At 45.5% G+C, this 20,731-nt stretch carries 18 protein-coding genes; 4 read left to right on the plus strand and 14 right to left on the minus strand.

From position 1 onward, the window contains the following. Positions 1-119 precede the first annotated feature (119 nt). Genes ruvB through aspS form a run of 5 tightly spaced genes read right to left on the minus strand, consistent with a single transcriptional unit; the run spans position 120 to position 4,492 of the window. The gene (gene ruvB / locus CA267_RS03000; protein WP_075608860.1) at positions 120-1,121 is read right to left on the minus strand and encodes a Holliday junction branch migration DNA helicase RuvB; all 1,002 of its coding nucleotides are present in this window, start codon (positions 1,119-1,121) and stop codon (positions 120-122) included. A 13-nt stretch (positions 1,122-1,134) separates the two neighbouring features. Beyond that, positions 1,135-1,752 (minus strand): Holliday junction branch migration protein RuvA, encoded by a 618-nt coding sequence (gene ruvA / locus CA267_RS03005; RefSeq protein WP_075608859.1) that lies wholly within the window; start codon positions 1,750-1,752, stop codon positions 1,135-1,137. Between the two features lie 17 nt (positions 1,753-1,769). Further along, complete coding sequence (ruvC, locus tag CA267_RS03010) at positions 1,770-2,288, minus strand: crossover junction endodeoxyribonuclease RuvC (protein ID WP_075608858.1); 519 nt, start codon at positions 2,286-2,288, stop codon at positions 1,770-1,772. Then, positions 2,288-2,728, minus strand: a complete 441-nt coding sequence (nudB, locus tag CA267_RS03015; protein WP_075608857.1) for a dihydroneopterin triphosphate diphosphatase — start codon at positions 2,726-2,728, stop codon at positions 2,288-2,290. The genes ruvC and nudB overlap by 1 nt, the downstream gene beginning before the upstream one ends. Beyond that, complete coding sequence (gene aspS / locus CA267_RS03020; protein ID WP_075608856.1) at positions 2,729-4,492, minus strand: aspartate--tRNA ligase; 1,764 nt, start codon at positions 4,490-4,492, stop codon at positions 2,729-2,731. Positions 4,493-4,682: 190 nt separating this feature from the next. Between aspS and CA267_RS03025 the strand changes: the two genes are divergently transcribed. Beyond that, complete coding sequence (locus CA267_RS03025) at positions 4,683-5,579, plus strand: DUF72 domain-containing protein (RefSeq protein WP_075608855.1); 897 nt, start codon at positions 4,683-4,685, stop codon at positions 5,577-5,579. Positions 5,580-5,585: 6 nt separating this feature from the next. Here the strand turns inward: CA267_RS03025 and CA267_RS03030 are convergent, their stop codons facing one another. The 6 genes from CA267_RS03030 to CA267_RS03055 all read right to left on the minus strand — a co-directional run bounded on the left by CA267_RS03030 (position 5,586) and on the right by CA267_RS03055 (position 12,372). Then, a complete protein-coding gene (locus tag CA267_RS03030) occupies positions 5,586-6,926 on the minus strand; it encodes a sigma 54-interacting transcriptional regulator (protein ID WP_075608854.1) in 1,341 nt (446 codons plus the stop codon). Further along, positions 6,923-7,510 carry a hypothetical protein gene (locus CA267_RS03035; RefSeq protein ID WP_075608853.1) on the minus strand — a complete coding sequence of 196 codons (588 nt, stop codon included), beginning with the start codon at positions 7,508-7,510 and terminating at the stop codon, positions 6,923-6,925. Before CA267_RS03035 ends, CA267_RS03030 begins: the two co-directional genes overlap by 4 nt. Next, positions 7,503-8,906: a sensor histidine kinase gene (locus CA267_RS03040; protein WP_075608852.1), complete on the minus strand. Its 1,404-nt coding sequence runs from the start codon at positions 8,904-8,906 to the stop codon at positions 7,503-7,505. The genes CA267_RS03035 and CA267_RS03040 overlap by 8 nt, the downstream gene beginning before the upstream one ends. A gap of 102 nt (positions 8,907-9,008) precedes the next feature. Continuing rightward, positions 9,009-9,272, minus strand: a complete 264-nt coding sequence (locus CA267_RS03045) for a CREC-EF hand family protein (RefSeq protein ID WP_075608851.1) — start codon at positions 9,270-9,272, stop codon at positions 9,009-9,011. Positions 9,273-9,786: 514 nt separating this feature from the next. Then, the gene (locus CA267_RS03050) at positions 9,787-11,868 is read right to left on the minus strand and encodes a putative bifunctional diguanylate cyclase/phosphodiesterase (protein ID WP_083638369.1); all 2,082 of its coding nucleotides are present in this window, start codon (positions 11,866-11,868) and stop codon (positions 9,787-9,789) included. Positions 11,869-11,931: 63 nt separating this feature from the next. Next, positions 11,932-12,372, minus strand: a complete 441-nt coding sequence (locus tag CA267_RS03055; protein WP_075608849.1) for a tellurite resistance TerB family protein — start codon at positions 12,370-12,372, stop codon at positions 11,932-11,934. A gap of 288 nt (positions 12,373-12,660) precedes the next feature. Between CA267_RS03055 and yciH the strand changes: the two genes are divergently transcribed. The 3 genes from yciH to pheA all read left to right on the plus strand — a co-directional run bounded on the left by yciH (position 12,661) and on the right by pheA (position 15,284). Continuing rightward, entirely contained in the window at positions 12,661-12,984 is a 324-nt protein-coding gene (yciH, locus tag CA267_RS03060) for a stress response translation initiation inhibitor YciH (protein ID WP_075608848.1), read from the plus strand. Between the two features lie 59 nt (positions 12,985-13,043). After that, the gene (locus tag CA267_RS03065; RefSeq protein WP_075610018.1) at positions 13,044-13,844 is read left to right on the plus strand and encodes a response regulator; all 801 of its coding nucleotides are present in this window, start codon (positions 13,044-13,046) and stop codon (positions 13,842-13,844) included. A gap of 258 nt (positions 13,845-14,102) precedes the next feature. Beyond that, a complete protein-coding gene (pheA, locus tag CA267_RS03070) occupies positions 14,103-15,284 on the plus strand; it encodes a prephenate dehydratase (protein ID WP_075608847.1) in 1,182 nt (393 codons plus the stop codon). A 481-nt stretch (positions 15,285-15,765) separates the two neighbouring features. On the opposite strand, the gene CA267_RS03075 is transcribed toward pheA, so the two are convergent. The 3 genes from CA267_RS03075 to CA267_RS03085 form a co-directional block, all read right to left on the minus strand. Continuing rightward, a complete protein-coding gene (locus CA267_RS03075; RefSeq protein ID WP_075608846.1) occupies positions 15,766-16,725 on the minus strand; it encodes a sensor domain-containing diguanylate cyclase in 960 nt (319 codons plus the stop codon). 192 nt (positions 16,726-16,917) lie between these two features. Continuing rightward, entirely contained in the window at positions 16,918-17,292 is a 375-nt protein-coding gene (locus CA267_RS03080) for a DP-EP family protein (protein WP_075608845.1), read from the minus strand. 26 nt (positions 17,293-17,318) lie between these two features. Beyond that, positions 17,319-20,561 carry an nSTAND1 domain-containing NTPase gene (locus tag CA267_RS03085; protein ID WP_075608844.1) on the minus strand — a complete coding sequence of 1,081 codons (3,243 nt, stop codon included), beginning with the start codon at positions 20,559-20,561 and terminating at the stop codon, positions 17,319-17,321. Positions 20,562-20,731 lie beyond the last annotated feature (170 nt).

A 20,731-nucleotide genomic window follows, 5' to 3' on the forward strand; every position in this document is an offset into this window, starting at 1 on the left:
GACATGAGTTCCCTGGATTTATTTCCTTCAACACTTGTTGTTTTAGCCCGTTCACTTGAACGGGCTTTTTTTTGCCTGTAAACCTGACTAGCCTTAGATTTTTTTACGCCTTAGCGTCACTACTTCGGCGCGAAACCAAAATGTAAGTACGCCCGTTGAGACACAATGCGGCCTCTGGGTGTTCGTTGCAAAAATCCTTGTTGAATTAAAAATGGTTCAATAACATCTTCAATTGTTTCTTTCTCTTCACCAATCGCAGCGGCCAGATTATCCAGCCCAACAGGCCCACCATCAAATTTATCAATGATTGCGGTAAGCAGCTTACGGTCCATGTAATCGAAACCTTCTTTATCAATATCCAGCATGTCCAAAGCTTTTGCTGCAATATTTCCCACCACATTCCCGTCGGCCTTAACTTCAGCATAATCTCTTACTCGCCGAAGCAAGCGATTTGCGATACGCGGAGTGCCACGTGAACGACGGGCAATTTCCTGAGCACCTTCTAGATTCATCTCCAGATTCAAATAACTTGCGCTGCGTTGAATGATGGTGGTGAGATCCTTCATGGTATAAAACTCCAGACGCTGCACAATACCAAACCGGTCACGCAAGGGTGACGTCAAAGAGCCGGCTCGGGTTGTAGCGCCAATTAACGTGAAGGGCGGTAATTCAAGTTTGATAGAGCGGGCAGCAGGGCCTTCGCCAATCATGATGTCTAGCTGGTAATCTTCCATTGCCGGGTACAAGATTTCTTCTACTACCGGGCTCAGACGATGAATCTCGTCAATGAATAATACATCGTTGCGTTCCAGATTGGTCAACAGTGCCGCCAAGTCACCCGCCTTTTCGAGCACGGGCCCAGATGTTGTTTTGATGTTTACATCCATTTCATTGGCAACGATATTGGCCAGCGTTGTCTTTCCCAACCCCGGCGGACCGAATATCAACAGGTGATCCAAAGCATCATCGCGCTTTCTGGCAGCCTGGATAAAGATCTCCATCTGCTCCTTTACGTGATCTTGCCCGGTGTAATCGGCAAGTAATTTTGGCCTAATGGCGCGATCAATAACTTCATCATCAACGGTCGCACTGGGAGCGATTAATCTGTCGGCTTCAATCATTATTGCTTATCCATTAAAGAGCGGCTTTAAGCGCTTCGCGGATAACCGTCTCGCTCTGCATGCCATCTTCATACACGCCACTAACCATTTTGCTGGCCTGCACAGCTTTATAACCTAACGCAACCAACGCACTTAATGCTTCTTCTTTAGCATCATTAACTGCAAAGATGGTATTGCCAGGCTTAGGCTGAGCCTGATCTGATGGTACGACATGTTGACTTTTACCAAATTTAGCTAAGCGGTCCTTTAATTCCACCACCAGCCGCTCGGCAGTCTTTTTGCCTATTCCCGGTAAGCTTACCAAGGCTGATACATCTTCGTTTTGGACATTTATCAAAAACTGACCGGCAGACATTCCCGACAATATCGTTAAGCCCAATTTAGGACCCACGCCGTTTGCCTTTATTAACTCGCGGAATAATTCCCGCTCCATTTTTTCGACAAAGCCAAAAAGCAATTGAGCATCTTCGCGCACGACGAAATGGGTATAAAGCATCACCGGTTCGCCCACTGCAGGCAATTGATAAAAACTTGTCATGGGCATATGAATTTCATACCCCACCCCACCTACATCAATTAGCACTTCCGGGGGCTGCTTTTCCTGCAGAATACCCTGAATTCTTCCAATCATATTGCTTACACTACCTCTTATCGCAGCCGTCTGCGTACAATTTTAGTGGCCTGACCGGCAAGTCTTATCAGGCTTTGTTCGGAATGCGCGTGACAAAGCGCAACTGCCAGAGCATCAGCAGCATCGGCCTGGGGAGTACCGGGCAAGCTGAGCAAGTGCCGCACCATATGTTGTACCTGATTTTTTTCGGCGCTTCCCTTGCCTACTACAGCCTGCTTAATTTGTCGGGCAGAATACTCTGCCACCGATAAATTAGCCTGAGTAGCAGCAACAATAGCCGCCCCTCGCGCCTGCCCCAGTTTTAATGCCGAATCGGCATTTTTCGCCATAAATACCTGTTCAATAGCAAACTGCTGCGGCTGAAATTGCCGGATTATATCGCTGACACCGCTGTAAATTTGCGCCAGTTTGTCTGCCAGCGCATCACCTTTTACCCGAATGCATCCGCTGCCCACGTACACCAGCTTCCCCTGCGTGCGTGCCACCACTCCGTAGCCGGTTATCCGTGAACCTGGATCTATACCCAGTATTATCATTAAATGGCTCCAGGCACAAATTCTTCCACCGCCTGCCGATTCGATGCCGACCACAGCCGTTTTACGGCATCAGCAGCCGGAAGCCATTCATAGGCCAAATGTTCAGTAAGCAGCAAAGGCGTAGTGCTGTCGATCTTTGCAGAGAAAACATGTTCGGTATTATAAAGCGTATCCGGCGGATAGCGGTATCGCCAACGAGGTCGAATTACAAAACGATTAACTCGCTGGCAATCTTTAATGGCGGCCACTTCTGTAGAAAGCTGTATGCCAGTTTCTTCCGCCACTTCTCGATAAGCGGTCTCAATAGGCCGTTCCCCCGCTTCCATGGAACCCGTTACGGATTGCCAGAATAAGGGGTCATCTTGACGTTGCAGTAACAGTACCCGGTGGTTCTGATCGTACAACACCACCAATACTGATTCAGGCCGCTTGTAATGCATTTATTCCGCAGATTTCACTACCGTCGCGATGGCTAAGTCAGCTAGTTGTTGTGGACTAGCAGGACTTGGGGCATTTGTAAGCGGACAAGCGGCCGTGGTTGTTTTAGGAAATGCCATAACGTCTCGAATCGATGTTGCGCCAGTCATCAGCATTACCAGACGGTCAAGCCCAAACGCCAATCCCGCATGAGGAGGAGCACCAAATTGTAAGGCGTTAAGCAAGAAGCCGAATTTGTTGTTGGCTTCTTCCTCATCAATACCTAGTATGGCGAATACCGCAGATTGCATATGCTGCTCATGAATACGCACTGAACCACCGCCTAACTCTACGCCGTTTAAAACCATATCGTAGGCATCAGATAACGCGCCTACCGGATTGGCTTTAAGTTCTTCAGCAGACATCTCTCGGGGCGAGGTAAATGGATGATGCAGCGCATAAAGTTGTCCGTCTACTTCTTCGAACATGGGGAAATCTACTACCCACAGAGGTTTCCACTCTCCTTCCAGTAAATCGAAATCCTCACCTAGTTTTAACCGTAAAGCGCCCATGGCTTCGGTAACCACAGTGGCGTTATCAGCTCCGAATAATAGAATATCCCCGGCTTGTGCGCCGGTGCGTTGAATAATTGCGTCGGTAATATCTTCGCTAAGAAACTTGAGTACCGGCGACTGTAACCCTTCCTGACCCGCCGCCAGTTCATTGACTTTGATCCAGGCTAAACCCTTCGCGCCGTAGATACCCACAAATTTTGTATACTCATCAATTTGTTTGCGGGAAAGGCTAGCCCCACCCGGTACTTTCACTACAGCAACACGCCCTTTAGGATCGGTGGCCGGGCCGCTGAAAACTTTGAATTCAACAGATTCCAGTAGATCCGCTACATCAACCAATTCCAGCGGATTACGCAAATCCGGCTTATCACTGCCGTAGCGTTTCATGGCCTCAGCGTATGTCATACGCGGAAAATCGCCCAGATCTACATCCAGCATCTTCTGAAATAAATCCCGAATCATGCCTTCTGTAATTTCCATTACGCCTTCAGCATTTAAAAACGTGGTTTCTATATCAATTTGAGTAAATTCAGGTTGACGATCTGCCCGTAAATCTTCGTCGCGAAAGCATTTTACAATTTGGTAATAGCGGTCCATGCCGGACATCATCAGCAATTGCTTAAACAACTGCGGCGATTGCGGCAACGCAAAGAATTCTCCTTTATGCGTGCGGCTTGGCACCAGATAATCCCGCGCGCCCTCAGGGGTAGCCTTGGTCAGAATAGGGGTTTCAATATCCAGAAAACCGTCATTTTCCAAATAACGTCTGACAGCAGCGGTAACTTGAGCGCGAAACTTGAGACGCTGACTCATTACCGGACGACGCAGATCCAAATAGCGGTAACGCAAACGTTGCTCTTCAGAGTTTTCCTGATTCCAATCCAAAGGCAATACCGCAGATTTATTAAAAATTTCCAAACCGGTGCCGAGAATTTCAATTTCACCTGTACGCATCTGTTTGTTGATCTGCCCTTCAGGGCGAGGACGCACTTTGCCGGTAAGTTTGATACAGAATTCGCTACGCAAGGTATTAGCAATTTCCAGCACGTCAGGTAAATCAGGGTCGAATACGACCTGTACAATGCCTTCACGATCGCGAAGATCGATAAAGATGACACCGCCTAAGTCGCGACGTTTGTTTACCCAACCGCAAAGTGTAACTTCTTGCCCAACAAAAGATGAATCGATGTTCCCACAGTAATCTGTGCGCATGGTCCCGGACCTCTGGTAGTGTCTACGCTGATGTGAATCCGCTATTTTACGCAACTTGCGCATTTGGGCGCGCAATGCTTCAATGTCGGCACTATGAATAAGTTATCTAGCGGCGCCTGCGCAGCAGTCACATCAGCAACGCGATGTAAATTAAGGCCGCATAGTATAAACAAATGCACTCCAAACCCCAATGACTAATAATACTTCGTCAACGCTTTATAGTGGTGTTCTGCCAGATGTTTTAATCGGGCTACCAATATGGCAGGAAACGACCTGGCCACTGCACTGGTTTGGCAATATTGCCGCTCGACACCGCCCACTGAATTATTATGCTAAAGAATTGAACAGCGTGGAGGGAAATACCACGTTTTATCATCTGCCCGCCCCTGATCTTGTCGAACGGTGGGGCAATGATGTTCCCGCCGCTTTTCGCTTTACTTTTAAATTTAATCAGCGCATAACCCACGAATATCAACTTCGCCATGTAGAAGCGCTGGTAAAGCAACAATTAACGCTACTTGCGCCCTTAGAAGAAAAGCTGGGGCTTTATCTCATTCAGTTACCTGCGAGCTTTGGTCCGGACGATTTACCAGCGCTTGAGCAACTGTTAAAAATATTACCCGACACTTTCCAGTACGCTGTAGAAATGCGTCATCCGGCCTTCTTCGCAAAACAGGAATGTGAGCGGCAGTTTAATCAGTTGCTTATTCGCTATGGGGTCAATCGAATAATCATGGATACCCGGGCGCTTTTTACTGGCCCTTGTGACAGCGCTCTTACCGCCGACGTAAGAATGAAAAAACCTCGCGTGCCCGTTAACGTCATTGCTACCGGTCAGCATCCGGTATTGCGATTTGTGGGAGGAAATGATGAAAACGTCAATCGCCAATGTTTGCAGCCATGGGTGAAGAAGTGCCATCAGTGGCGTTTGGAGGGCCGAAATCCCTACCTCTTTTTTCATCGTCCTGACAACAAAGACGCACCCTGGCTGGCCCAGCTGTATCTTAAAATGTATAACGCCGCTTATCCTCAAGCGGCGTTGCCCCTATTGCATTTTGCAGCTTCCCAACAAGAGGCGCTATTTTAATGTTTGCTAACGGAAGTCGCCTGCATCCAGTTCGTGTTTTTTCATTAATTTATGCATATCGGTGCGATTACGACCAGCGAGTTCCGCAGCACGAGTCACATTTCCGTCTGTCATTTTAAGCAGCTTGTATAAATATTTCTGTTCAAACGCGTCGCGAGCTTCGGTCAAAGTTGGCCAGCTTTGCTTAGTGGCAGAAAGGGCTTGTTCAACCAAATGCAGCGGAATGACCGGAGTTTGCGTTAGTGCCACGCATTGTTCCACCACGTTCACCAACTGGCGCACATTGCCCTGCCAATCCGTTTTTACCATCAGCTGCATAGCATCATCAGAAAACTGGCTGACATTCACGCCGTGCCGCTGAGCACTCATTTGTAACAATGAGCGGGCCAGTAACGGAATATCTTCGCTTCGTTCTTTCAGAGAAGGCAGTTTTAGATTCACCACATTCAGTCGGTAATACAAATCTTCCCGGAATGTGCCCTCTTCCATCTCTTTGTGCAGATCTTTGTGAGTAGCAGAAATAATACGAACATCGATATCCACATGTTTGCTGCTTCCTACCGGCCGAATCTGCCGTTCCTGCAGCGCTCGCAGTAATTTCACCTGCAGCGTCATTGGCATGTCGCCAATTTCATCTAAAAACAGCGTGCCGCCGTCAGCTTCTCTGAATAGCCCTTGATTCGCCTGAACCGCACCGGTAAATGCGCCTTTAGCATGGCCAAAGAGTTCTGACTCCAGCAAATTTTCTGGCAGCGCGCCGCAGTTTATAGCCACAAAGGGTTGATCGTGGCGATTACTCGCCCGATGAATGGCGTTGGCCAGCAACTCTTTACCTGTGCCGCTGGCGCCGCTTATCAACACACTGACTTCACGCTGTGCAATGCGGTAGGCCTGATCCAGCACATTCAGCATGTCAGGAGAGCGGGTAATGATATCCTGACACCACTCACCCGGCTGCGCAGCCTGAGATTGACTTAACGCCTTTTTCAACAAACTTCGTAATTCTTCATGATCAACCGGCTTCGGCAGAAAGCCAAACACCCCGCGTTGCGTTGCTGCTACCGCATCCGCTATGGTGCCGTGAGCCGTCATCAGAATTACAGGGATATCTTTACGGATTCCCATAATTTCTTCAAAAAGACTCAAACCATCAAGCCCAGGCATCCGCAAATCACTTAGCACCACATCAAAGTCGTCACTGCGAATTTTACGTAACGCTGCCTGGCCATCTTCTACTGCTGTGACACGATAACCTTCGCCTTCAAGGCGAATCGTCAACAAACGCAATAAGCTTTTATCGTCATCTACCAACAAAAGTTGCGGGTGATTTCCTTTAATTTCGCTCACTGCTGACTACTCCTGTTCTTATCCATCAAAGTGGCTTCTACTTCTAATAATTCTTGCATTTTTTTGCGTTGCGCTTCCAACTCGGCATGAAGCGCTTGCAACGATTGTGTCTGATCAGAATTCACGCGATTTAAAATCGTCATTGCCGATTCAAGCTCAAGCATCTCGTCGTTAGGTGAAATAACCAGAGTTTGCACAACCTGCTGCATCTGCGGTGTTAGCTTATCCTTTACCGAGGTTAACCAATGTTGTGCCCGAAGCCTATCCTGATAAGGCGTATCCACGGGCAAGGCAAGCACAATCTTCCTAATCATATCCGGTAAGCTACTACCTAGCGCAGAAATTGCTTTCTTACGTTCGGGCCAGCGAGTCGCTTCTGCGTGCACCCACAAACTAATCCAGTAATTCAGTTCACATTGATGATCAAATTTAGCCGTTTCTTTACTGACTAAACAAGGCATATCGTCTTCATCCAACACAGGGTTGTCCGACACGGCCGGCGTCTCGGGCAAACTGATTGTTTTATCTATCGCTGCACATCCTGTCATGAACAGAATTATGGGCAATAACAAAACTTTATTCATTAAAATTTTCCTTTTGCGGGATTGCTACTCTAAAACATACATCCGCATAGTCCACATCGACTACGGCGACATCACCGTGCATCAATCTTGCACAGTCTGACACAATGGACAGGCCGAGGCCTGTACCGATGACGTTATCATTTCGGGGATCATCTCCACGGGTAAAAGGTTCGAACAACTTTGCCACCTTCTCCTGCGGAATGCGTTTCCCTCGATTTGCTACATCCAATATGGTGTTTTTTCCTTTATTATAAATAGTCATATTGATTGGGCGCCCTACGGCACCATGGGCAACCGCATTAGATATCAGATTATCCAAAATTCTTCGGTATAATTCTTCATCCACATAGATGCTGGCTACCTTAATATCAACTGTGACTTCTCGTTCCTGTAAGGCAAGCGCGTAATCTCCAAGACAGTCTTTAACCATCTGATGCGGATTAACATCCGAAAAGGTCGGCTGAGCCTGTTGTAACAAAAGATTATAATCCAGAAGCTTTTCAACAAGGGTATTTAATCGTTGGGTACTGGAAGAAAGTAAGGTCAAAACCTCAGCTTGCTGCGGATTTAGGTGGCCCACTACATTCTCCGAGAGCAAACTACATCCCTCTTTGATACTGGCTAAAGGTGTTTTCAATTCATGCGCCGCGTGACGTAACAACGCAGTGCGAATATGTTCTAGCTGTTGCAACCGCTCTGCCAGCCAGTGTAAGTCTCGTTCTACGCCAATCAATTCTTTCGGTGCTTGCGTAGAAAGTGGGGGAAGCTCTCCCTGTTGCTGAGCAAGAATTCGAATAATTTGCTTCAGCTTTTTCACCGGATTTACGATTAGTTGCGATCCGAGTAAGATTAGCAATAATGAAACGCTTACCAGCATCGCAGTAGACCAGGCTTGCTTAGCCTGCATCGCGTTTAGATCGTCCTGTTGAATCGCCAATCGCTGCTGAATCGCCTTTTCCACATCACCGCGCATTGCGGAAACGCCAGAACCTAAAGACGCCAGATACGCGTTCAAGAGCAACTGATCCTGAATACTCCGAAAGTTTTTTAACTGCGCGATCTGTTTATCCAAAAGAGAACAAGTCTCGCTGCCTGCGATAGTACTACATAAATCCTCTTTTGCATCTACAAACTGTCTAAGCGCGCTGTCTGTAAGCTCAGCCACCGTGTCATTTTGGATAATAGCGTATTGACGTAACGTTCTCTCTAAATCAATTGCCGCACCGTCAAGTTGCTGCATTAATCCTACTACGTTTACCACATAACGTGTTTCTACACTTGCCATCTGACCGACTTTTGCCAGATCGTTTTGACTTTGCCAGAGCAATGCGATGAGAGGAACTAAGGCCAGTACGAAACTGCCTACTGTTAATTGTCTTAAAGAACCGAGTTGCACGAATGGATCACTGATAATTAAACGGTCGGTCAGGATGGCACACCCCTAAAACCCAGGCAAGACCAGAAAGCATGAATCTTGCCTTCTTCACGCTAAACGCAATCAGGATTCCGACGCCAGGGTTTTAACAAATTCACTTTTTGCCAACTCGTCAGCGCCCAATAAACCATCTTTGTTTTTGTCAATTTTGCTAAAGTTTCGCAGCAGTTCGGTATTGCTAACCGCTTCTTTCAGAGAAATTGAGCCATCCTGATCAACATCCAGTTTCTTCAACAGACGGGATTGAGAGTCCGTATCCGCTATCGCTACGCCTTCAAATGCCACTGAGGTAAATAAAAGAAAAAAAGCTTTTCCAACACGTTTCATCACGGTCTCCATGTATGCCGTAAAGTGATTAAGAAGACACCTCTGTATTCTTCTGTAGGGTTTTACAATTTCTGTCACCAGGAGCTATGGCCTGCCGAAGCCCTGACAGATAGAATGATCATCTACGACCGTCGTTTGCGTAAATGCAAGCAAATGCAATCATCGGGCCAAAATAAAATATCTTAATAATCAAAAGGAAGTAGAAAGAGGTACTTTCCAATAGCGCATGAATGTCGCGGATAACAAACAACGATTACTTCCTGTTGCTGTAGTTAACCGATAGACGATTAAGCTGCTAAAGCCTGATGTTCTTTGCTGGCCGAATTTTCTAAACAACCCCTTCAGGCAGTGCTTGCAGGCTCTTTTCACTGTGATATCAACTGATCATGTAGATCCAGCCTCAGTCTTACATAACATAAGGAAGCTGTAGTCGCTGCAAACTTAATATCAAGGCTCAGCAGGCACTCAATAGCGGTTCGTAAGTGTGCTACATATGAGAAGTAGAAACAGTTATTTAAATAGCAACTTGTTCAGTAAGCTCAAATTTTTCTGGTAAGGAGCCAATTTCTGACAGGGGAATAGGTTTGCTAAACAAGTATCCTTGAAGATGGTCACAGCCGTGTTCAAGCAGGTACTCCCACTGCTGATAATTTTCGATACCTTCAGCGCAAATCGTCAGCGACAACCGCTTCGCCAAATCAATAATCGTACCGGTAACCAATCTACTGCGTTCAGAGGATTCCAGCTCTCGAATAAACTGGCGATCAATTTTTAATGTATCGATGGTGATTTGCGTCAGGTAACTTAATGAAGAATAGCCAGTACCGAAATCATCCAACGCTATCGCGCAGCCCATATTACTTAAGCGGCGAAAAAATTTGTTGGCGAACGCAAAGTTTTCAAGATAGGCCGATTCGGTGACCTCAAATTCAATACATTCAGGATTCACCTCATGCAGAATAAACGTATCGTGTATGAGGTCAAACAAGCCATTGTGGCGCAGATCATGACCTGACAAATTTATGGCGACGCGGAATTTATATTTTACCTGTTGCTGAATGAGCGGCATCTCCATACACACACGTTCAATAACCCAGCGGGTAATAGCCGAAATCTTCCCACCTTGCTCCGCGATGGGAATAAATTCACTCGGCATAATTAGCCCAAATTCTGGATGTTGCCACCTAATTAAGGCTTCAAAACCCATAATTCTGCCGTCTATCGCTACCTTTGCCTGGTAATACAATACCATTTCATCGTTAATAATGGCTTGATCAATGCTGTTAGCGATAGACATCTTGCGTTTATGAGACTCCACCATGTCGGGGGTAAAAATTGTGTATGTTCCCCTTCCCCGAGCTTTCGAGCGATACATGGCTAAATCGGCGTTACTCATTAGCTGACTCAATTCGAAATCTGCATCTGATGCTTTAGCGATGCCAAGACTTACGCCTACCGTCAGTGCCAGTCCACGAAACTGGAAAGGCTCTCCGAAGGCATTGATCACTCGGGTGGCAAGGTTAATTAACGCAGTTTCATTAACATCCCGATCCGGGATGATAATGAACTCATCTCCTCCTAGACGAGCGACCAGATCTCCTTCACGCAACATTGAGGTTACTCTGTCTGCCACTTCAATTAAAATTAAATCGCCGGTTTCATGACCAAGAGAATCGTTAATGCCTTTGAAACCATCTAAGTCAAAAAACATTAACGCCAGGTCTTCCCCTACCCTTTTTGCGCGGGCCAGCTCCAGTCGTAAGTTGTCCATCACAAACTGACGATTAGGCAAACCGGTTAAGCTGTCGAAGTTTGCTAACCGTGTCATGGTTTGCTGTTGCTCAAATAGCGTATGATTCTGTTCCTGATTAATTGTCAGCTCGACTTCGATTATCTCCATTAGGCTATTAATGTTTTCACCTAAACGAGATACCTCATTCTCACGCCGTGACAAGAACCGCAAAGAGTAATCTTTGGTTTCTCCTACCTGTTGCGTAAAGCGGGAAAGCGCATCCAGCGGCTTCAGCAGCCGGCTTACCCAAAATAAACACACGCCAATAGTAAGAAGCAAACCGAACACCACAAAAGGGAAGGATTGCAACAATAAACTTTGGCGACTTTGCTCTACCCTACTTTGAATATTTTCAGCAACAACCAGATATCCTAAGGGAAAAGCTTGATCACCAATGCGTTCCAGGGCAATAACCTGGCGATTGAGGCGATGGATACCGAGGGGATGGGACAACACCGTAGCGAGAAATTCTTCGGTAGGAGCGTCGTGGCTCAGTCCATATTTAGTGGTATGAGACGCCAGTAACTTTTTATCATCACTGTACACCTGAGCGTAAAGCATGTGTTGGTATGAGGAAAGGCGAGCCAATAGCTTCTCGACTTGCGCCACGTTTGCCGGTGTGGCTTCTAATAGCGGTATAAGGTCTTCACTTAAATTGCGAGACAGTGCAGATAAATCATCCCGCACTGACTTATAGTACAATTTTTCATGCTCATTAATAGCTAACCATAAAACAATAACAGACGTAATAACGACTGCGCCCACTATCGTAGCCGCTAATGGGGTTCTGATCGATTTAAACAAAATACTACTACCTGCCTTAACGTTTCAAAGCAAAAATTGTCTGCTCGACCAACCCCATTCTATTTATTTTTCGTCAGTGACTGCGAGCTTGGTCTTAATGTACTGACTATGCGGGATATACAGCAAATCTGCAATACGCCGAATAGTATGTTCTTCAATAGGAGCAATATCTTTGTCGGCGTAAGCGACTTCCCAGAGGCTTTTTAAAATAGCCTGTTTTTGATCATTATCGCACTGCTGATTGATCACTTGAGTAAATTGCACCATATCAACCGCTTCTTCGGCGCTTTCTCGTCCCTCGTCCATCAATGTGTGCAATGCCTGTTCATCTAATTTGAACTGCTTGGTTAACATTACCCGGTATGCCTTTAGCTCACGTTCATCTGATTCACGATCAGCGCGGATAATTTCGCTTAACAATACCGCAGTTGCAAGTTCAACAGAACCATTGGTGTCTTTCTCTTCATGCTTATCACGAAACAAATCTAATACGGATTTTAGCATTATCAGCTTCCTATATTAAAATGACATTATTCATTTATTACGACCACGGCTACATTTAGTTTGTTACGCGCTTTATCTGGGATATTACCTCATCCAGCTTAGTAAGGCCGTAAAATTGCTCCTGATAGCTCTGCTGGAGCTTTCCTGCTCGAAAAATTGGGCTAAGAAATTTTCGCTTATTGTTTAAAAAGCGTTCGCAATCTCTCTGCCTTTGTAGACCGGTCATTTTTTTAATATGATTCGCTTCTTTATACTACCGAATGGTATGTCTGAAAATGGGAGAAAGTTGTGGCGAACTCAAATCTGGTTTATAGCACCGACGGTGGCAGGATAAAAGCTGACCATTCTGCGCCTTCGCGGTCATCATCAAAAGACGGAATTGTGCGTATTCACCGAGAAACAAAAGGGCGAAAAGGAAAAGGTGTTTCTGTCATTCACGGCCTGAACATGGAGCCCGGTACACTAAAAGTCCTGTGTACAGAACTCAAAAAGAAATGCGGCTGTGGCGGCGCGGTGAAAGACGGCACGATAGAGGTACAGACGGATGATCGGGAAAAACTTAAAAGCTTACTGCAAGACCAGGGCTTTACCGTTAAACTTGCAGGCGGCTAACGCTGTTTTTAGCTACACTAATTCTCATAGATTCAACGAAGTACCGAATGAGACCCGTTATGGAAAAGCTGCAAATCTCTGATCTGCACATCGTATTGGTTGAGCCGTCTGATACGCAGAGAAAAATTATTACTACTTTACTTTTAAAAGAAAAAGTAAAGGAAATAGATCCCGTCAGCACCCTGGCTGAGGCTAGAGCGGCTATTAAGTCCCACGGCGCAGATTTAATCGTTAGCGCCATGTATTTTGAAGATGGTACTGCACTGGAACTACTCAAATTTATTAAAGAATCAAAAGATTACTGCACCATTCCTTTTATGCTGGTATCGAGTGAAAACCGGATTAGTAAGCTAGAAGAGTTCAAACAAGCCGGTGTCGCAGCTATTTTACCCAAGCCATTTGAGCCCCTTCATTTATCCCGCGCGCTAAACGCCAGTCTTGATCTCATTAATCATGACGAATTAGAGCTGGATTTGTTTGATGTGCAGGATGTTCGGGTGTTACTTGTAGACGATAGTCGCCTGGCCCGTAATCATATCAGGCGAGTTCTCGAAGGCATGGGCTTGCAGAAAATTCGTGAAGCCGAAAACGGAGCGATGGCGCTGACATTCATTAAAGAGGAAGAATTCGATCTGGTAGTTACCGATTACAACATGCCTGAAATGGATGGTCGGGAACTGTCAGAATTTATCCGATTTAATCCAGAAACGACGCATATCCCCATTATTATGGTGACCTCAGAATCTGCTGATAGCGCTCATATGGCAAATATCCAACAAACCGGTGTCAATGCTCTGTGTGATAAGCCGTTTGAACCTAATGAAGTTCGTGCGATGCTGGCGGCATTGTTGAGCGAGTAACAGTATATAGGTAATCGAAGAATTGCTATCACAGATAGTACGCATTTTAAAGAGAGCAGCAATATCTGTCCTAACAATCATGTAAAAAACGGTTGACACTTTTCGAGAGGACGAATAGAGTCTGAACGTATGAACACAAGCATATCTCACGTTTACGCATTCTTCTTTGGATTTACCACCTTCAATTGAGGGAGGATGCGTCGTGTATAAAAACCTCCCGAGCGGGAGGTTTTTTTTTGCCATCACTGAGTAGGAATTATGACTGAAACAGCCTTGGATGCCGTACGAAAACGAATTACCGATCTGGATAGCCAATTACTTACCTTGTTGTCTGAACGTAGGCAGTTGACCAATGAAGTCGCTGAAACGAAAATCAAACATCATATTCCGGTACGTGATATTAAGCGCGAAGAGCAGTTGTTGATTCGCTTGATCAAAGAAGGCCAAAAGGTAAATCTGGATCCGCACTACGTCACCCAGATTTTCCATGTCATTATTGAAGATTCGGTATTGAATCAACAGGCCATGCTGGCAGCAAGAGCAAATCCAGGTAGCGCGTTACCGCTAAATCGGGTCGCGTTTTTGGGCGATAAAGGTTCTTATAGCTATCTCGCTACGCAAAAATATTTTTCCCGTCGGCCAGGAGAATTGTTGGAAATTGGTTGCCAAAGCTTCAGCGAAATTATCCAAAAAGTTGAAAATTCAGAAGCCGACTATGCAGTACTCCCGATAGAGAACACCAGCTCCGGCAGCATTAATGAGGTTTATGATCAGCTTCAGCATACACAATTGAATATTATCGGCGAGCTTACTCACCCAATTCGACACAGCCTGTTAGTCGCGAAAAATACTTCTTTGGCAAATATCAAAACGCTTTACGCACACCCGCAAGTATTTACCCAATGCAGTCATTTTCTTGCTGAACTGGGAAATGTAGAGGTTAAAACTATGGACAGCACTTCCACCGCGATGTTGACGGTAAGCCAGATGAACCGGGATGATGTAGCGGCAATTGGGAGTGAGGCAGGCGGGAATCTTTATGGTTTAATGGCGATTAAGTCGAACCTGGCAAACCAAAAAGAAAATCATAGTCGATTTTTTGTTGTTGCCAGGGATCCCGTTAATGTACCTTTACAAGTGCCCGCCAAAACTACCTTAATTATGTCTACTGTGCAAAAACCAGGTGCGTTGGTAGAAGCGTTAATGGTACTGAAAGATAATAATATTAATATGACCAAACTTGAATCGCGGCCGATAACGGGCAACCCTTGGGAAGAAATGTTCTATCTGGATGTAGAAGGAAATGTTCAAGATGGCCCTATGGAAACTGTGCTGGCTAGGCTACGCAAAATGACTCGATATCTGAAAGTGTTAGGATGCTACCCAAGTGAAGAAGTCAGCCCCACAAAAGTGGCTGCGGCAAATGCGTTAGCTGAATAACCCGCATCAGATTTCGAGCTAATTACTCAGTGTAGCCAACGGCTCACCGTTCTTGTAAGAAGATTGAAAGATCTCAGTCTTCTTTGGTGCCGGCTCTGGGGCATGATATAGAACTTCGCTTCTAACCTTAAATGGTATAATCATAAAACATCATTCAGTGTTGAGCTCTATCTCTATTCGGGCGCGGCCAGCAGCGCGCAGCCAGGCGGGCGCGGCTTTTTCAGCTTTGAGCTGCGCCCACTGCGTTCGATTTAGCCCCGCGAAACCTTCACGAAATTGACTTGTCACAAGTGGAAAATTCTCGCGCTGGGTGAACAAACATCATTGCTGATTAGTAGTAGGTTGTAAATAAGGCAAAGCAGCATTTTGATTGGAAACTACAGAATTACTAATACGCGTTGTTTCTAGCAATTTATAACGAATCTCTGGCATGGCAGTGGTATTAGGCTTAATCCGTAAGCACCGTCTTTCCATTCGACCTTTACGCAGAGTTATTGATACGGTCTCTGCCGTCTGACTTAGCTCGGTAAAGCGCCGTATCTGCAGCACACAACAGCGCTTCTGAGGTACGATACTGGCCATTTTCATCACACGCGATGCCTTGACTTACGCTCACATTTACGGTGTGACATAACCCTTGGTCGACAAACATCAGCGACTTAACCTGTCGCTGAATACATTTGGCGACGACCTGCGCATTTGTGGCGTTACAGCGTGGCAGCACAATCACAAATTCTTCACCGCCATATCGGCAGCCAACGCTATCGCGTGATGGCAAACAATCGGTGATGACACCGGCAATTTTCTGTAAACACTTGTCACCCTGAATATGCCCGTAGTGGTCATTAAAGCTCTTAAAATAATCGATATCGATCATAATAAGGCTGACCGGTTGTTGCTGACTCAGGCAATCATGCCAAATTTGCTGTAAGCTCCTTGATAGCTGATGCCGGTTCGCTAAACCAGTCAAATGATCAGTGGTAGCTTGTTCTTTAAGCGCACGATACGTTTTTTTGTGTTCAGTAAGGTCATGTAACACGCCCATGTACAGTGATCCAGATTTACTATACATATCCGGCAGACGTGATAATGATAAATCTGCTTCCAGACAAGAACCATCCAAGCAGTCAATAACGACTTCTTTTGGCCCCATATTCAAGGGAATACTGCTGCTGTTTTTCCATTGTTGTTGTGTATTTTCATAGTGGTCACGAAAATTTTCATGCAGAAAATGGAGCCATTTTTGTCCAACCAGTACGTGTTTGGTTGTACCGAAAAACGATGCAGCCAAAGCGTTTATTACTTCAATTACGCCCTCTTCATTAACAATAAATATACCTTCAGCAGTGGCGTTAATAAGAGCGTGTAAAGCAGTAAGATGTTCATTGGTGGGAGCATCAGGCACTGATGCAGAATGAATGATGTTGTCTTGCTGAGGCATTTTCGTCTTCCTGAGCGCATCTTGCGCAACTACCAATGCCTGTAATTTACAAAATTTTCAACCGAAAAGCCTTCCGATAAACTTCGGATATAAGACGCTGAATTATAAGGAATTCGTATTTTTAAATGAAGGTAATTCTCTGCCAGGAAGGGCGCGATGCACCTAAGTGCATCGTCCCCGTGAAAAGAGATCTTAGTTTTCAGGTTTGTTTTTAATTTGCGGATCTGGACTGGTGTATTGCACATCGGGTGTCGCTAGCCGTGCCACAACAAGCCGCAAGCAAATATCCTCATTATCTGCATCAGAATCCAGAATAATCACCTGCTGCTTATTTTTCCCCAACGTGATTTGTAAATTCTGTTTGTCGTCACCTTCTACTTTCGGGTCGCAAAAAATCCATTCGTCGTTATTGTTGATTAAAGAATATTCAATTGTGGTGTCAGGTGCATCAATCTGAATAGGTGCGGTGGCGTCGTTACCCGCTTCATCTTTAATATCAAAAGTTATATCGTCACCATTTTGCTTAATGGCGACAGTGAAACCTTTCATTTGCGCATCACCCGTCATAGTATCATTTCCTTAAGATTGCTTTATTAGAATTCGAGGCGTGTTACGCCCATATTGTGTAACAGTGAAATCTTATCTTTAACTTTTTCCAGATCCCCAGAACAATCGTGCGCTCTTACATAAGGCACCAAAATTTCAACATTCTTTGAACCTTCTACTACCCCAGATAGGCGTTGGATTACATCGCCACAAGCTTCTTGAGTCGCATTAACCCGACCATAATGTTGGTACTGCTTGGCTTCAAGTAATCGAAACTTGGCAACCAACGGCTGAAATGTTTTTGCTGCTCCGGTTGAGTTTACATATTCATCTTTTACATCTAACGCTTGCAGAAGCGCTTCACTGCTCTTCCAGTTGCCCCGCAACTGATAGTACGCTATCAGATTATGCTGGGTGCTCCATTGTAGACCTTCTACTGCGCCAGCCTTTTCAATAGCTTCCTCAAAATCAGCGGTTACGGTGGCACCATCTTGTACTGCCAGCAAACCATTATAAATCCGTAATTCTGCAATATCTCTTTGCCACCTTACATTGGATTTATCTTGATCAAGAGCCTGTTCATACAACGCTATCGCTTGCTTTATTTGAAACCTTGCTTCGCCTAACGCATTGGTATAGTCCAATAACCTAGCATACTGCCAATGAGAAAGAGCTAAATTTTCGATAATATATGCATCATCTTGTTGAAGCATCAGCATGTCAAGCAACTCGCTTTGCACTTGTGTCTGTAAGCTCACTGCAACCTCTAACTTTCCCCGTTTAAATTCAGTAGAAGCCAGCCAGGACAGGGTATCTGCCCTATCGGCTAACAGCACTTTATCATCTGGATTAGCTGCAATTATCTTATTCTTTAAAGTTAAAGAGGTGGTAAAAGCCTGACTAGCCTCATCATACCGGTACTGTCTTAGAAATACCGATCCCAAGGCATTATGTGCGTAAGATAGCTCACTCCAAACATCGTAATTTTTCGGTTCCAGAATATACTGTTGTTGGCTATAGGCTCGGTAGCGTTCGAAGTGCTCTTGGGCACTGATATAGTCTTTTAGATCAAAGCGTAACTGCCCCAGCCAAAAACTGGAAATTCCAGCCATCTTAAGATTTTCCAGATCATCAGGATTGGCTGACGACAAAGCAGAAAAAAGAGTAAACGCGGCGTCAAATGCCTTCTTTGCTTCCTTCTGACTGCCCCGGGAATAGGCGACTTCCCCCATGGCAAGCAGCGTTTGCGCAAGCTGAAATTTTTCCCGTTCACTTCTTTTTTCAGAAGCTGCAACAATTCCTGAATCTGAACCCGCTTGGGTAAAGTATTCAAGCGCTTTATTGCTTATACCATCCAGTAAATCCATGCGGTTAACGCTACGAAGTTTATCGGCAAACTCACCCACCATAAAACCCAATAGGTTTTCTGCGTCAAGCCGTCGTTGCTGTGCTTCAATCTGAGCTTGATAGCGAGTTATACTCATGACAACCGATATTATTGTTAACACCAAAAGTACAGTAAAAACAATTCGCTTCTTCCACCGCCTGGCGCAAACCTTCGCTTCAGAAGCATTAATTAATGCAAGCTCTTGTTGCGTAACGTAAAATTGTGGATTATTTACCAAGTCCCTCGCTTGCTGTAATGGCTTTCCTTCTGCCAATAAAAATGCCGTAGCACGAGATTCTTGATGCCAGCGTAAAGAGGAATTTCGTAGATGGGCTTTCACTTTTAACGATTCATTATGTTGTTCTATCCATGATGCTGCCCGCTCCCAGCAACGCAATAATGCTTCATGAGCGAGACTGAAAGACGCTTGTTGATTATGTAGGTGCGAAACAAAAAGGCGGTTTTCCACCATTATTTGAACAAACAAGATCTCAGCTTCAATCTTTAACTGCGACCATAAGACCGTTCGGCTGGTATATCGCTTTCCGTCCGCCGCCAGCGTAATAAGCAACGCAAAAACCGCAGGTAAAACATTCTGCTGCTCCTTTGGCAGCGAACAAAAGACTTGTTCGGCCTTTCTACCTATAGCGCCGTCGATGCCGCCAAGTTCACGATAAACAGCCACCGACATTTGCTTATCCTCCCGCCTTAGGTACAGTTCCTGTAAGGTATATTGCAACATTGGCAGAGCGTCAGGATGCTCTGCAGCATCAGTACCTATTATGTCGTCAAGCGGCATCTTGCTCTCGTTATCAATCTCCCATTGCACATTGGCTACCAAAGCTGGCAACCGGATCATTTGCATCAATTCTCCGCGGCTGGGAGCAGACAGATCAAAATGAGCACCCTTCGCTTTACCTGCCATAAGCGTTGGGTAGGCCACCACTTGCGGGTAAAAATCATTGCGACAAGCGCTGATTATCATTATCACCCCCGATAATGCGAACACATCAATACACTCAAGAAAATGCTGTCGCAATGCTGGTGTAAAATAAGGAGCCGCAAGAAGTATCTCAAGGTGGTCGAGGAACAAACAGACGAATGGCCGCTTGTAGAGGGAGTGACGCTGCAGCGCCTTTTTGCATATGCGCACAATGTCCTGTGGCACCGTTTCCAGGGTGGCGGCAAGATGCTGTGCACTCACACCCCTTATTATGGGTATATTATCTATTTCCCAGTCCAATATGGCGCTGGCAAGCGTTAAAAATAAAGCTTCGCCTGTCACATCAGCGCAATCCATTTTGACTGAAGATATAACTCCTATTCCACGATATCCTTCCGGGGACGTTAATACTGGTAAGATGCCTGCTTGAACCAATGATGATTTGCCCGTGCCGCTGGGGCCTAAGACCAGGGAAAAGGCCCTGCCAAACTTTACTTGACTCTGAATTCGCGTCAGCAGCGTAGATACCTGTTCTTTACGACCATAAAAAACAACAGCATCTTCGGCATTGAACGCTGTCAAACCGGGATATGGCGAGCGTTCATTCCACTGCATTTGTGTGGCGGTTTCTACCGCGGTCTGAGGCGAAGTGACCGGCGCGATTACGCGATAACCACGTTTTCGAATAGTTTCGATAAAAGCAGGATTTGCAGATTTATCGCCTAATGCCCGCCGTAGCTGATTAATTGCTTTATGAACCGGATTGTCACCTACATCTTCGTTCTGCCAGCAAGATGACAATATTTCCTCAACAGTAACCACCTGAGGGTGTTTTGCGCAAAGAAGCACCAACACATCCATGACTTTGGGTTCAATATGGCGGCGGGTTTTACCTAGACGAAGGGTATTATCTGAAGGCGTAACCTTCCATTCTCCGAGAAAAATCAGTTGGGGGTTCATAAATTTGCAGGCGCTCACTACTACTTGCACAAAGCGCAAAGCAGGGAAATGATTCTATTAGTTACTTGGAAACATCGGCAGAACGTCAGAAAACCTGAAAGGAAATTGCATTATTCTACGAAATTCATCTTAATATTCGTGTTTTCGCATTGCTGAACATGAAATACTGC

The sequence above is a fragment of the Alteromonas pelagimontana genome, assembly GCF_002499975.2.
Lineage (GTDB): Bacteria > Pseudomonadota > Gammaproteobacteria > Enterobacterales > Alteromonadaceae > Alteromonas > Alteromonas pelagimontana.

What these genes read in the sequence shown, in the direction of transcription:
- ruvB (WP_075608860.1), bottom strand. Translation starts at nt 1,121, where the DNA reads ATGATTGAAGCCGACAGATTAATCGCTCCCAGTGCGACCGTTGATGAT.
- ruvA (WP_075608859.1), bottom strand. Translation starts at nt 1,752, where the DNA reads ATGATTGGAAGAATTCAGGGTATTCTGCAGGAAAAGCAGCCCCCGGAA.
- ruvC (WP_075608858.1), bottom strand. Translation starts at nt 2,288, where the DNA reads ATGATAATACTGGGTATAGATCCAGGTTCACGGATAACCGGCTACGGA.
- nudB (WP_075608857.1), bottom strand. Translation starts at nt 2,728, where the DNA reads ATGCATTACAAGCGGCCTGAATCAGTATTGGTGGTGTTGTACGATCAG.
- aspS (WP_075608856.1), bottom strand. Translation starts at nt 4,492, where the DNA reads ATGCGCACAGATTACTGTGGGAACATCGATTCATCTTTTGTTGGGCAA.
- CA267_RS03025 (WP_075608855.1), top strand. Translation starts at nt 4,683, where the DNA reads ATGACTAATAATACTTCGTCAACGCTTTATAGTGGTGTTCTGCCAGAT.
- CA267_RS03035 (WP_075608853.1), bottom strand. Translation starts at nt 7,510, where the DNA reads ATGAATAAAGTTTTGTTATTGCCCATAATTCTGTTCATGACAGGATGT.
- CA267_RS03045 (WP_075608851.1), bottom strand. Translation starts at nt 9,272, where the DNA reads ATGAAACGTGTTGGAAAAGCTTTTTTTCTTTTATTTACCTCAGTGGCA.
- CA267_RS03055 (WP_075608849.1), bottom strand. Translation starts at nt 12,372, where the DNA reads ATGCTAAAATCCGTATTAGATTTGTTTCGTGATAAGCATGAAGAGAAA.
- CA267_RS03065 (WP_075610018.1), top strand. Translation starts at nt 13,044, where the DNA reads ATGGAAAAGCTGCAAATCTCTGATCTGCACATCGTATTGGTTGAGCCG.
- pheA (WP_075608847.1), top strand. Translation starts at nt 14,103, where the DNA reads ATGACTGAAACAGCCTTGGATGCCGTACGAAAACGAATTACCGATCTG.
- CA267_RS03075 (WP_075608846.1), bottom strand. Translation starts at nt 16,725, where the DNA reads ATGCCTCAGCAAGACAACATCATTCATTCTGCATCAGTGCCTGATGCT.
- CA267_RS03080 (WP_075608845.1), bottom strand. Translation starts at nt 17,292, where the DNA reads ATGACGGGTGATGCGCAAATGAAAGGTTTCACTGTCGCCATTAAGCAA.
- CA267_RS03085 (WP_075608844.1), bottom strand. Translation starts at nt 20,561, where the DNA reads ATGAACCCCCAACTGATTTTTCTCGGAGAATGGAAGGTTACGCCTTCA.